Raw genomic sequence first — 13,992 nt, forward strand, 5'->3', positions numbered from 1 at the left:
AAATAACTTTTATTTGTTTGCAGCCTATAGGTGAGTCTGTCTTAAAGTTAATACAAAAAAATAGGGTTTTTCCGACTGACTTACATTACTATTTTTGCAAAGAACCAATTTAATTTTCTGTTCTTTTAATCGGAATCTCTATTATAAATTCACTGCCTTTCCCCACCACCGAGAAACACTTGATTTCACCTTTATGTTTTTCGACAATAATTGAATGGGAAATGGCCAAACCCATCCCTGTCCCCGAACCGATCGGTTTTGTAGTATAGAACGGGTCAAAGATCCGCTGCTTGACTCGATCGGTCATGCCTGCACCGTTATCAGCAATTCTAATCACAGCGAGAGTACCTTCTACCGCTGTACGAATGCGGATAATTCCCGGATTTTCGAGCGATTGTTGTAAAACGTCAATAGCGTTAGCGATAATATTCATAAACACCTGATTTAACAGTCCGGCGTAGCACTCCACGAGTGGCAATTGTCCGTATTCTTTAACGAGTTGAATTGCGGGGCGACGGTACTCCGTACCGGCTACGCTAACGGGCTGAACTTTCAGACGGTGTTCTAAAATCATCAATGTGCTGTCGATGCCTTCATGAATATTAACCTTTTTCATGTCAGATTCATCTAGGCGAGAAAAATTACGCAAACTCCTCACGATATCGCGGATGCGAGTGGCTCCCACCTGCATAGAAGACAGCATTTTCGGCAAGTCGTCTAGCACAAAATCTAGTTCTAACACCTCTATTGCCTGCTGAATATCCGGAGAAGGTTCCGGGTATTCATCTCGATACATTTGCACCAGTTTCATCAAATTTGTGGTGTATTCTTCTGTGTAGGTAAGATTGCCGAAAATAAAGCTGATCGGGTTATTAATTTCGTGGGCAATTCCTGCTACCATCTGACCGAGACTCGACATTTTTTCTGCCTGCACGAGCTGAGTTTGAGCTTGCTGGAGTTCGCACAGAGTTACTTCTAGTTTGGCAGCTTGTTCTTGTGCTATCCGAGCTGAATCGACGCTTTTAGTGTAAAGTTCAGATTGACTGATGGCGATGCCCAATTGAGCGCCAATTGCCTCCATTAACTCCACTTCCTCTTTTGTCCACTTACGCACCTCGCTGCAAGAAACGCAGCCAATAACACCATTTAAACCCCCGGTACTTTTAATCGGCAAATCCAATACCGACTTGTAACCAACCTCCAAAAAGAATTTTCGTTCTACGGGATCGCTGAGAGTTGCAACATCATCTATTTGATAAACTTCCAAATTAGCGATTTTTTGCGACAGCGTACCCGTTATGTCAGCAGGGAAATAACCCAAATCCGAGAACAAGTCATCATTTTTAGCTTCGTGGACGACATCCCAAGCAGGTGGCGAAGCGTCGGGCAAATACCAGATAAACACACAGCGATCGAGTTGCAGCAAGTCGCGAACCTGCTGCACAGTTGTTGCCAAAATAGTATCTAAATCCAGAGATTCGCGGATATTGCTAGCTAGCTGGTTCAGCAGCGCTTCCTGCTCCGCTAACTTGCGGAATCGCGCTTCCGAAGCTTGCAATTTTCGTTGAGCTTCTTTTTGTTGTGTAACGTCCAAACCCAAACCGATTAAGCCGATCGCGCTGCCGTTGGCCTCTTTTACCTTAGCTTTGATCACCTCTAAATGGTGATTTTCACCGTCAGCAAACTGGATAATTTCATCAGCATAAAAAGGAGTATCTTGACTCCAGATGTGCACGTCAGATGCCATGCACTTAGCAAATGCTTCCCCTCCCAAAATTTCTGAAGAATGAGAAGCTGCCAAAAATCTTTCTTCAGGAACGTTCACAGATTCGCAAAAAGTTTTGTTAACCAACAGCATCTTGCCTTTAGTGTCAGTCAGCCACACCCAAATGGGAGCGTTGTCAATAATTGCCCTCAAAGTTTGCTTTTGTCTGGCGAGAGCTTCTTCTGTTTGTTTGCGCTTAATTCCCAGGGCGATCGCATCGGCACTTGATGCCAAAGCAACCAGCGTTGATTCGTTCAACTTCTGGCGAGAAAACATCGCCATTACTCCCAGCAACTGATTGTCAACAATTAGCGGATATCCAGCAAAAGCCACCATTCCTTCTCGTTTCGTCCATTCTTTGTCCTGGACTCGGGGATCTTCTTGCACAGAATTAGTGATGTGAGGTTTTCGCTCCAAGGCGATTAAACCAATTTTGAAATCACCGACAGCAATGCGGCTGTGAGCGCCGTCAATGTGAGTATATATCCCCGCGCTTGCTTGCAGTTCCAGTACATTTCCCTCTTCATTCAGCGTCCAAATCCGAGCAAACGCAGCATCCAAATGGCGCACAACTGCTTCGCTGCAATATTGCAAAGTTGCAAGCAAAGTCTGGTTTTGAGTTAGAGCAATTCCCACATCTGCAGTGAATAGAGAAAGTTTCAATTGTTCTGCTAAAGCTTGTTCTGCTATTTTGCGCTGTGTAATGTCTGTAGCAGCACCGAGACGCTGTTTAATTTTTCCCTCCTCTGTTCTGCTAAATACAATATTCCGGCTGACTAACCAGTGCAAACAATTCTGTCGATCGCGTACCCGATATTCGTACTCAATAACTTCGCCGTCGGGAGCATTTTCTAATTGCTGAAAATATCCGGGAAATTTAGCTAAGTCGTCAGGGTGGATGATGGTGGGCAGTAGATTGCTGCCCATGTTTTCAACTTCTGCCCTCGTATAGCCGAGGGTGTCACTGATTTCGCGGTTGCTGTAGACATTTCGCTGCTCGCTTTCATCGTAAACAAAGAGAAGATTCGGACTGGTATTGGCAATTCGCTCAACAAAACGCTGACTCTCTTGCAGCGCTGCTTCTGCTTGTTTGCGATCGGTAATGTTAGTCGAATTGCCAATCAGGCGGTAGATTCTGCCAGAGGCATCGTGCAGCGGCGTCAGAGTTACCATAAACCAATGTTGTGCGCCTTCCAACTCGGCGCTGTCTTCATAAGAAATCGAGCTGTCGGCTGCCAAACAATCGACGCATCTTTGCCGAAAATCTGCTGCTACGGTTGGGGGAAAAACCTCTTCTGGGGTTTTGCCTTTGACATCTGCGCTCAAAAGGCCTGTATAGGCTTCTGTGGCTGTATTCCAGCCTGCATAGCGAAACTCTCCGTCGGCGCCGACATCTATCACGAAAAGAGCTTGACTGGAGCCGTTATAGATGCTGTTTAAAAATTCCTCTTGTTCGCGCAATTGTGTTTCTGCTTTTTTGCGTTCTGTAATGTCGGTGAAACTGCCGACAACGCGATAAATTTTGCCCGATGCGTCCTGCAGCGGAGTCAGAGTTAGGATCGACCAGATTTCTCCAGGCACAAAATTAGCGGGATATTCGCGGGAAATCGAGCTGCCTTTTTCCAAACAGTCGATCAAATTCTGCCGGAACATTGCTGCTGTAGCTTCTGGGAAAAGCTCTTCAGGAGTTTTGCCGTACCCGAATTCGCTGCTGATGCCGCCGAGTAAATCTGTTGCTGGGTTCCAGCCGGCGTAGCGAAATTCTCCGTCTTCGCCGACATCTATTACAAAAATGCTGTAATCTACGCCGTCGTAAATGCTGCGCAAAAATTCTTTTTGCTGCTGTATTTGTTCTTCTGTTATTTTGCGATCGGTAATATCGAAGTGCGCTCCCACCCACTGGCGAACGCTGCCGTCTGCGTTCAATACGGGCACACCGCGCACGCTCATGTACCTGTACTCGCCGTCGTGCCTGCGCAAGCGGTGTTCTACTTCGTATAAAGTGCAGTTGGCAATTGCATCAGACCAAATCTTTGCAGTATGTTGTCTGTCGTCTGGATGGATAGCATTCAGCCACCCCCATCCTTTAAGTTCGCCGTAAGTCTGTCCTGTAAATGCACTCCATCCTGTTTGTTCGGTGACAAATTCGCCTGCGGCTTTAGTATCCCAAACAATTTGGGATGTGGCTTCAATTAAGCAGCGGTAGCGTTCCTCGCTTTCTTGCAAGGCTTTTTCGGCGCGTATGCGATCGCTGATGTCGCGAGATATGCCAACTACGCCGATAATATTTTCCTGAAAGTCGCGCCAAGGGTATTTCGCGGTTAGAAACGTTTGCACAGCCCCCTTTTTTGGTATATATTCTTCATAAGTCAAATATTCTCCTGCCGTCACTCTGCTGTCTATTTCGATAATTTTACTGGCCATTGCAGCGGGAAATAATCCTGCATCGTCTGTGCCTAAAATTGCCTCAAGCGGTTTTTCAAAAAATTGAGCTAGCGCAGAATTAGCGATCGTGTAGCGGCCTTGAATATCCTTGACACAAATGATATCCGGCGTGCTTTCAATCACGGAATACAAGATAGAATTGCTGTGCTGGAGTGACTCTTGGGCCCTTTGGCGATCGGTAATGTCGCGGCCGACACCATAGATCAATTCTTCCTCGCAGAAACGGGTAGCAGTCCAGGCTATCCACTTGTAAGAACCGTTGCGACAGCGCCAGCGGTTTTCAAACCCAACGGTATTATTTCCCGCAGCAATACTTTCAACTTCTTTTAAAGTAATTTCGCGATCGTCTGGATGCACGAATTCAAGGAACAGTTTGCCAATCATTTCTGCTGGGGAATAGCCGAGGATTTTTTCTGCTGCTGGGTTGATGAGTGTTACATAACCGTCAAAACCAATGACGCACAGCATATCTGGCGAGAGGCTAAAAAAGCGATCGCACCCGTCGGGTTGGCTGGATGGGCGATGATCGTTTTGGGCTGCGACAGCAGAGGCGTTTGAGCGCGCCGATACCGCCAAAAAGACAATATTTGCTATTCCCAAAAATCCCAGTGCGAGTTGGCCGTCGTACAAATTATCGCCGCTGCCAGCTACGAGCCACCCGTTTAACACCAGCAGTACAATTATCAAAATTGAGAATAAACTGCCAGGGGCGATCGTCGCTAGGCTGATTTTTTTTTCATACTGCTTGCTGCCTTCTGCCTTTTCTATTGTGGTGACTTCTGCCGTGAATTTTCTCAACAACAGTCGCATTAAGTTCGATAATTTAGTGCTTTTTGATTCTTCGATATGAACAGAAGATTTCATTTTTTTACTCTTGATTCCGTTTTTGTTTTGGTGAGTCACAATTACAATAAAGATGTTTAAATTTTGTAAAACTTTCCTAGCTTGCGAAATCTATCATTTTTAAACTTGCGTAAATCTACGCAACTTGGTCAGAAAATTAAGTGTATTTACGGAATTAGCGAGCAATCTCTTTTTAGCTAGGGTGCGCCTTTTCTACTTCTTTCCACTCATAGAGAAAGTTTATCTATAATACTACGCTACATATTGCTGTTAGTCATCGGACATTTGGCGTAATCGAGCTAATCCTGCACGCAGAGCCTAATTATGTATGCTGCGCATGAAGCTCCTTACCGCTTTAGAGTAGCGTATTATACCACTTTTTGCGTCCAGCAATGACCGGGTTTGATGTATGAAAATACTGCGTGAACCGCCCTGGGTGTGGGTTGAACAGCCCGGAATATTAGTCAAGTTCAAGCAGGTTGAATTTGACCATAAATTATGAAGTTAAAATAAAGATAAACTGCTGATTTGTGAAGATAAAATGAAAAAAATATTTGTAGAAGTTTTTCGTTGCACGAGATATTCGCGCTTAATGGTTAATTAGTAATTGGTAATTGGTAACGGGCAATTGGTAATTGATACCAGTTTAAAACACTAGAGATCACAAGTGTTTCGATTCATCTGCAGGGGATGGGGGCCAAGCAGCTTGGCGACCTAGTTGCTGTTGCCGAATTCGCTCCAAATTTCCCGCAGGAATAGCAGCTATAAGTTGCCGCGTGTAAGCTTGCTGCGGTTGCCTGTAAATGCGCTCAGCAGTGCCAATTTCCTCGATTTTACCTTTGTTCATGACGATCGCGCGATCGCTCATAAACTTGACCACGCTCAAATCGTGAGAAATAAAAATATAAGTCAGTCCAAACTCTGTTTGCAACTCCTTCAGCAAATTTAAAACTTGCGCCTGCACAGACACATCTAATGCCGAAACCGACTCATCGCAAATAATAAACTTAGGATTCAAAGCCAAAGCTCTAGCAATACAAATTCGCTGCCGCTGTCCGCCCGAAAACTCGTGAGGGTAGCGCCGCATAAAATCGGGATTTAAACCCACTCTCTCCAACAAATAAGCCGCGCGATCGCGCTGTTCTTTTTGGTTCTTACCAAAGCGGTGAATCACCATCGGTTCCATCACCGCATCCCCAATATTCAGGCGCGGATCGAGAGAACTAAAAGGGTCTTGAAAAATAATTTGCAGATCGCGCCGCAGCCACCGCAATTTGCGATCGTACTCTTTTTGCCTCCGATAATTAGCCATCCACTGCGATGCCGAACTACTTATGGCAGGAGGCGTAATTTCTTGGCCTTCAAAAAACACTTTACCGCTGGCGATCGGAATTAATTGCAGCAAAGCTCTCGCCAAAGTTGATTTGCCGCAGCCAGACTCGCCCACCAAACCCAAAGTCTCGCCCGGGTAAACCTCAAAAGAAATATCGTTGACCGCCATAAACAAGCGTTTAGTTTCGCCAAACATTCCCTGCACCGGAAAACCGACTCGCAAGTTATTCACAGCCAGCAAAGGTTCGGAAATATTCGGCAGCCGAGGCGGTTTTCCATTTGGAAAAGCGGAATTTCCTCCGCTGATGTCGCCGTCTAAATCGGTATTTTTCTCGACAATTACTAATTCGCCGCTAGCATTTGTGGTCACATCCATAAAATCGGAAACTGTCGGCAAGCGGCGCAGTTGCCGATCGAGAGTTGGGCGGCAAGCTAACAGACCTTTTGTGTAAGGATGTTGGGGATTGCTGAAAATTTGTTCGATCGCACCGCACTCAACAATTTTGCCTCGGTACATCACCGCCACCGTATCGCCAATTTCCGCAATGACGCCCAAATCGTGGGTAATAAAAATCATTGCCATGCCTCTAGAGTCCCGCAATTCGCGCAGCAAAGCTAAGATTGTTGCCTGCACGGTTACGTCTAAAGCCGTGGTCGGTTCGTCAGCAATTAATAAAGTTGGATTGCAAGAAATGGCCATTGCAATCATCACGCGCTGGATTTGACCGCCTGAGAGTTCGTGGGGGTAGCGATCGAGCATAGCTTGTTTTTGGCCGTTGACGAGCTCCATCAAATCGCGATCGTCCTCCCGAACCGCTTCTTGCCGCAAAGCCACACACCGCTGCCTGAGCTCATCGTCGCCCGCTAGCAGCTTTACCTCTTGCAGCAGAGAAGCTGCTTTGCGCCGCGCTTCTGTCTGCGACACCTTTTGGTGCAAACAAATGGCTTCTGTGAGTTGAAATCCGATCGTATAAACGGGATTGAGCGAACTCATCGGCTCTTGAAAAATCGTCGCAATCTGGCTGCCCCGGTATGTTTGTTTTTCCCTGTCCGGCATTTCCAGCAGATTCACAGGCCCATTGCTAGCGCCGTCTTTTGTCGGAGAAAACCAAATTTCGCCCTCAATTTTCGTAGACGAACTCGACAGCAAACCCATCACAGCCAGGGATGTTACCGATTTTCCCGACCCCGACTCTCCCACGATTCCCAGAGTTTGCCCTCGCTTGACCTCAAACGAAATGCCGTCAACAGCTTTGACTGTTGCAGACGCATCGCCTGCGTCCGCAGATTGAAATTGAACCCGCAGGTTGCGAACTTCTAGGACGGTTTCACTCATGGAGGTCTATGGCAAAAGTTAAATGGAGATTAAGTGGATTGTAGCAGGGCCTGTTGAAGGCAGAAGGCAGTGGGAAAATTTTAAGTTGTGAGTTTTGAATTTTAAAGTTTAAATTCTTTAAATTAAAACTCACAACTCAGAACTACTGGAGTGCCTTCGGCCTGCGCATAATTTTCCTCAAAAACCGATGACTTGAGTATCAGCAGGCAGTGCAGTGGCCTCAGAGACCTTTTTAAACACGGTTGCCTGCTCGTTTAAGGCATTAGGTCTGGCCTGCCCGGGATTGGTGCCTTGCAACTGAAGCCGCATTTGACCTTCGGGAGTCAATTCAAAAACAGTCTGAACGGTTTCTGTGCTGCTGAGGCCGACATCAATGTGCATCGGTTTTTCACCGAGATTAACTTTGTACCTCATTTCTTTGGCGCGGGCGGCTCCGTCGGGGCCTTTAGCCATGAGAAATAATTTGCCTTCTGGGGCAAAGACGAAGGTGAAAGACTGACCGGAGGGGACTGTGCCTTGCCATTGGCCTAGGAGTTGCGTGTCGATGTTGCTGGCGGCCGGGGCTGCTGTTTCTTGGGCAATTGTTGGTGCTGCTGCGGATGCGGGGCTGTATGAAGCGGTGAAGCTGGCGAGGATGCCGAAGCAAAGACCACCTGCGATCGCTTTGCCAATCATTTTTGAATTAGACATGAGACCGATCTAAAAATTGGTTATTTGTTTTGTACACTGTAGCGGTAAAACCGTACTTTGTTTAGTTTAAATCCGTTTTAGGGATAGAGATAGGTTGAGGTTCAAACCCGCAACGCAGTTCTCATCCCCTGACTAAAGCTTGTCTTGAGCTTATTGAAGGGTTACGGGGATTTCACTTTTTTTTGTTGTAAAATCCAATACAAATTCGGCTTTAATTGAACAGCTCGCTGCTCTGAGTAGATCGTTCAGAACTCAAAACAGCTCACTGACTACTGTGTTCGATCGCACAGATAATTTGGCTAATCGATCGCATTAACGGTCTTTCATTAATTGCTTTCAGGATTGCGATCGACTTGTTCTGTCGGAGATTCCGGCGCGGGTTCCTGTGGATTTCGCGATCGTTTCGTTCGCTCCAATGCCTCTGCGTAAGACCAAGCCACGCTCACAATAAAAGCTTTCGCCATACCGTCCAAATTTTCTGAATCCTCGCTTTCGGGCCGTTCAGCTTTTGGGTTGCCGTCGTTTGTCATGTTTTTGTTTTCTCCCGGGCAGGTTTTTCTAGCGAGTTTTTGCAGTGTGCGATCGATACCCAAAAATTATGATTATTATGATTTTGCTTGCACCCGCACCCTACTTATCTTTGAGGGTATGACCTTGCTCAGCCAAATAATATCATAAATACACTGATTCGATGACCGCATCAGAAGGAAACCTTAACTTCGCTCGTGGCCCGCAAAACGGACTCTTGCTGGAAAGTGCGTTTGTAAGTTTCGATAATTTCATTAATAGCCTGATTTTTTTCCCGGCTACTTTCATAAATCAAAATAACTATTTTAGAGTTTTCTCGAATTAGAATTCCCGAGCTGTTGAGAAACTGCCCCGATCCTTCTAATACAGTTAGCCCTTCCCGAAAGCGAGGGGTAATAACTGCCTTGACAAACTCCTGCCATTCTGCTTCCGAAATTGTTTCACCTTCCGGTTTAGTTAACCCAAAATACAGTTCATCTTTGAGGAGATTTGTTTGCTTGGCATTAGTATCCGAAGTTTCGGGAAGTTGAGCGCGGGCAATTGTCGCGGGACAAACAGGCAGGATGAACAGCAGGCCGGTCAAGCAAAGACTGTTAAGATGTTTATTCATCAGGAATTACGCGGAACTTCTATATGTAAGGTGCAACCTAAGCACCTTACCGCTTATTTCTCAGTCTCAAGCGAGAGGGACGAAAGTTTGTGTATTTTGACATCAAACTCGCATTCTAGAGGCGATCGAAGCCACATACGAGTTTGAAGTTAAAAGCGGTTTTAACTGACATATTGCACCATTTTCACGAGCAGGCTTTCCGGCCTGTTCCACTCATAGTTCAATTTTATTCTGGGCCGTTGCTCCTAGTCCGCCCTTGAAATGCTTATGGAGAATCCAGCAATATCTCAGTTTCAACCGCCGAGTCTTATCAAGGGGTTTTTAACGCGGATTTGATTTAATTTAACATAAAAGGCTTCCAACTCAAAAACCCAGTTTCACATGAGAAACCGGGTTTATGAACGTCAGTCTTAGTTTATTTATGCTCGCCTACTTGATTGTCTCTGCCGTATTAAGTAGCTCAACCTATTTAAACGTCAAACTGTTCAGGTGTTGAGAAACCCGCAAGGGCGAACACTCTTGGCGCTGCCCCTACAGCAATCAGGTTTCTCAGTGTTATATTTTTTTAGGTGGACCTACTTATCCTTTAAGTCGCGGACACTTCTCTTAGCAGTGTCTTGGTACATCTCTCCCATTTCTTTCACGGCTGCTCCTGCCTCTTGTCCAATCTTCTGAGCTCGTTCGCCCGGAGAGTCTGACGTTTCGCGAGCTTCTTGCCTCCATTCCCGGGTTGTTTGGGGTCTTTCAGGATTGTTTAGATCCGCTTTTGAGCCTCCTGGAGTGCCGAAAGCCTTGTTACTGTGTCCCGAATCAACATTTGCCGTCAGCAGCATAAAACCGACTAGGACAACACTCAAAAAACTCTTCACTTGAAAGCCCTTAAGCAGGGAACTGATGCGAGCAATGGCTGTGGAAATCAAATTCATCTCGGTAATACTCCCTAAGTTGATTGGTGATAAATTTCAACATTTTTAAATCTGATTGGCTCACTCCAAACTCAGCAGCTAACGCCAGAGAAAGCCAACTTAGCTTCACCTTGCAATTAACCACCTAAATAGAGTTATAGGTTAGCGATAAATTCTGGTAAATACGCCACCTATGTGTGAGCCAATTAGCTTTTTCACACATGAATATCACGTTAACAGCAGCAAAATAGTTTTACCTCTAACTAAAGTCATAACTTAATTAGAAGGAAAACACCTATTTTTATACACATGGTTAGAGAATTTTTAATCAATCATGCTATTCAGGGCAAATTCTTATTGCAAGCGATCGCCCGTTTTTACATCAAACCAGTGCAGCAACTGAGGCGGAAAAACCAGCTCTACAATTTCGGAATTCCAGTGGCGGTCATTTGGCAGCAAAGCCCGCACCGTTACTGGCTCCAAACCTTTAACTCGGACGCTAACTAAATTTTGCATTCCCAAGTTTTCCACTAAATAAACCTCACCTTTAATTGCCTCTGGGGCGGCTATCTTGCCGGCCTCTGCATCTGCAAAGCCGACGTGTTCCGGGCGAATTCCCAACACAATTTCTGGCGGCACAGTCGGCATATTTGGGAGTGGAACTCCAAAATCACCTAACATCGCAAAATTGCCCTGGCATTTAAGCACTAGCAAATTCATTTGCGGGCTGCCCACAAAACCGGCTACAAACTGATTGGCAGGACGGGTATAAATTAAGTGTGGCGGATCTAGCTGCTGCACGCTGCCGCTGTTGAGAACTGCGACTTTTGTAGAAAGCGTCATTGCTTCGGTTTGGTCGTGAGTGACGTAAACTACAGGAGCTTTTTGGGAGGAAAACAATTGTTTTAGTTCGGCCCTAACTTTTTCCCGCAATAATGCGTCGAGATTGCTCAAAGGTTCGTCGAGCAAAAATACTTCTGGTTGGCGCACTAATGCGCGGCCGAGGGCGACTCGCTGCCGCTGTCCGCCTGATAGTTTTCCGGGTTTGCGATCGATTAATTCCGTCAATCCGAGGGATGTTGCTACTTCCGTCACTAACCGATTGATTTCGCCGGAGGAGATTTTGCGAAGTTTGAGGCTCGACGCCATATTCTCGTAGACTGTCATGTGCGGATAAAGCGCGTAACTTTGAAAAACCATTGCAATATCCCGATCGCCCGGTCTGAGATAAGTGACATTGCGATCGCCAATTCTAATCTCGCCTCTAGTGGGCTGTTCCAACCCTGCAATTAACCGCAGCGTGGTAGATTTGCCACACCCCGACGGCCCCAACAAAGTCAGAAATTCCCCTTCGCTGACATCCAAACTAATGTCTTTCACGGGAACAACTTTAGGGCTGTAGGTTTTATTGAGGTTTTTTAGTTGCAATTTGGCCATGATTTTTAAAGTGTTGACTGTTGACTGTTGACTGTTGACTGTGTTGTTTACTCGTTACCAGGCTCTGCCTGGTAACGCATATCCGGAGGCTCTGCCTCCAATTTTCCTGTTTAAAAAGCGAGGCAGAGCCTCTAGATATCGGTTCCCAGGCAGAGCCTAGGAACGAGTTCTAAAATCTAAAATCGATTTATCCTTTTACTGCACCCGCAGTTAAACCCTGAACAATGCGCCGCTGGAACACCAAAACTAGCAAAACCAAGGGCAAAGTTCCCAAAACGGTAGCTGCGGCGATCGGCCCGTAAGGAATTTCAAAGACTGACGTGCCGCTGAGTTGAGCCGTGGCGACGGGAATTGTTTTTAGAGATTCGCGAGTCATAAATGTTAGGGCAAAAATAAACTCGTTCCAAGCTGAAATAAATGTCAGAATTCCGGTTGTGACTAAAGCTGGAAATGTCATCGGCAGTACGATTTGCCACAGCATTTGGAAAGTGTTGTATCCGTCTACTTTAGCGGCATCTTCCAAATCTTTTGGCAACTGTTGAAAGAAACTCCGCATTACCAAAATTGTCAGCGGCAAGTTGATAGCGGTGTAAGGAATAATTAATGCTAAATAATTATTGCCTAAATCCAAAGCTTTGACAATTTCCAGCAGTCCCAAAAATAGCAGCACCGCCGGAAATAGCGTTACAATTGTCACAGTTGCCAGGATGATTCTCTCGCCCCACAGCCGCAACCTGGCTAAAGCGTATGCTGCGGGAGCGCCTACTGCTAAACACAGCAATGTTGAAGTAATCGAAACAAAAGCGCTATTTAAAATATAAAGAGCAAACGGGCGACGTTGGAAGAGGGACAGGTAATGCTCAAAAGTAATTCGTTTGGGAATGTAGACGTTGGGAATTGCCGAAATATCCGCATTTACTTTGAAAGAAGTTAGCATCTGCCAGATAATAGGTGCGAGGAAATATGCGACGACTAATATCGCGGATATTGGCAAGATTAATTGCCGGATGTCAAAGGTTTTTTTTGTGGGTTGTTCGCGGGCGATCGACATAATTTATACCAATGAAAGGAAAAATTCAAACCGTTCAGCAATCTAAAATCTACAATCTACAATCCTCAAATCTAAAATCTAAAATCTAAAATCTAAAATCAATTGATGCGGGCTCTCGATAACAGGTAAGCGGCGATCGCAACTGCTGCCACTAACAGTAAAAAAGTACACACCACCAAAGCTGCCCCGTACCCAAAGTCTAAATACCTCATTACCGTGCTGTAAATGTAGATAGAAACCGTCTCGGTTGCCCCCGCCGGTCCCCCTCCCGTCATCACCTGAATCAAGTCAAAAATGCCGAAAGATTGGGCAAATCGAAACAGCAAAGCAATCACAATTTGCGGCATCAGCAGGGGCACGGTAACTTGACGGAAACTCTGCCAGCTACTCGCGCCGTCAATGGCGTGTGCTTCGTACAAATCATTGGGAATTGACTGCAATCCTGCTAGCAAAAGCAAGCTGACAAAGGGCGTAGTTTTCCACACATCTGCTGTAATTACTGCCATCATTGCCAAAGTCGGATCTCCCAGCCAGCTAATGCTATTTTGAATCAATCCCAAACGCATTAAAATGTCGTTAATTACGCCGTATTGGTCGTTAAAAATCCACGCCCAAGCTACTCCCATCAATGCAGTCGGTAGCGCCCAAGGTAGCAGGGAGATGGTGCGAACAATGCCGCGCCCTGGGAAGGATTGATTTAAAACTAAGGCAATGCCCATGCCGATAATTAATTCCAGCACAACAGAGGCGACAGTAAATACTGTGGTGTTGCCTAAAGTTTGCCAGAAACGTCCGTCACCTAACATTCGACTGTAGTTAGCAAAACCGGAAAAAACCAGTTTTAATTCAGTACCGAGGTTTTGGGTGAATAAACTCAGCCAAAAAGCGCGCAATATTGGGTAAGCAAATACTAGCATCAGAATTATCAAAGCTGGTGCTACTAATATCCACCCGGTTTTTTGTTCGCGCTGTCGCATCTTGTCTAATTGCATATTGTTCAGCTTTTATTTATTTTTGGGCGGGCTAGAAGCCCACCCCACAATTGAATTA

Annotated in this window: 9 protein-coding genes; all 9 read right to left on the reverse strand. The window is 45.8% G+C overall.

The features are described 5' to 3' along the window. Positions 1 to 109: 109 nt before the first annotated feature. The 9 genes from QUA54_RS14235 to QUA54_RS14275 all read right to left on the reverse strand — a co-directional run bounded on the left by QUA54_RS14235 (position 110) and on the right by QUA54_RS14275 (position 13,934). A complete protein-coding gene (locus QUA54_RS14235) occupies positions 110 to 5,074 on the reverse strand; it encodes a PAS domain S-box protein (RefSeq protein ID WP_333415149.1) in 4,965 nt (1,654 codons plus the stop codon). A gap of 640 nt (positions 5,075 to 5,714) precedes the next feature. Continuing rightward, the gene (locus tag QUA54_RS14240; RefSeq protein WP_333415150.1) at positions 5,715 to 7,721 is read right to left on the reverse strand and encodes an ABC transporter ATP-binding protein; all 2,007 of its coding nucleotides are present in this window, start codon (positions 7,719 to 7,721) and stop codon (positions 5,715 to 5,717) included. A gap of 177 nt (positions 7,722 to 7,898) precedes the next feature. Next, positions 7,899 to 8,411 (reverse strand): hypothetical protein, encoded by a 513-nt coding sequence (locus tag QUA54_RS14245; RefSeq protein ID WP_333415151.1) that lies wholly within the window; start codon positions 8,409 to 8,411, stop codon positions 7,899 to 7,901. 326 nt (positions 8,412 to 8,737) lie between these two features. After that, positions 8,738 to 8,941, reverse strand: coding sequence for a hypothetical protein (locus QUA54_RS14250; RefSeq protein ID WP_333198537.1), 204 nt, complete (start codon positions 8,939 to 8,941; stop codon positions 8,738 to 8,740). Positions 8,942 to 9,111: 170 nt separating this feature from the next. Next, positions 9,112 to 9,549 (reverse strand): DUF3574 domain-containing protein, encoded by a 438-nt coding sequence (locus QUA54_RS14255; protein WP_333415152.1) that lies wholly within the window; start codon positions 9,547 to 9,549, stop codon positions 9,112 to 9,114. Positions 9,550 to 10,124: 575 nt separating this feature from the next. Next, positions 10,125 to 10,475 (reverse strand): hypothetical protein, encoded by a 351-nt coding sequence (locus QUA54_RS14260; protein ID WP_333415153.1) that lies wholly within the window; start codon positions 10,473 to 10,475, stop codon positions 10,125 to 10,127. A gap of 333 nt (positions 10,476 to 10,808) precedes the next feature. Further along, positions 10,809 to 11,891 (reverse strand): ABC transporter ATP-binding protein, encoded by a 1,083-nt coding sequence (locus tag QUA54_RS14265; RefSeq protein WP_333415154.1) that lies wholly within the window; start codon positions 11,889 to 11,891, stop codon positions 10,809 to 10,811. Between the two features lie 187 nt (positions 11,892 to 12,078). Beyond that, a complete protein-coding gene (locus QUA54_RS14270) occupies positions 12,079 to 12,942 on the reverse strand; it encodes a carbohydrate ABC transporter permease (RefSeq protein ID WP_333415155.1) in 864 nt (287 codons plus the stop codon). A gap of 98 nt (positions 12,943 to 13,040) precedes the next feature. Continuing rightward, positions 13,041 to 13,934, reverse strand: a complete 894-nt coding sequence (locus tag QUA54_RS14275; RefSeq protein ID WP_333415156.1) for a sugar ABC transporter permease — start codon at positions 13,932 to 13,934, stop codon at positions 13,041 to 13,043. Between the last annotated feature and the right edge of the window lie 58 nt (positions 13,935 to 13,992).

This window comes from Microcoleus sp. MOSTC5, from assembly GCF_036701825.1.
GTDB lineage: Bacteria > Cyanobacteriota > Cyanobacteriia > Cyanobacteriales > Microcoleaceae > Microcoleus > Microcoleus asticus.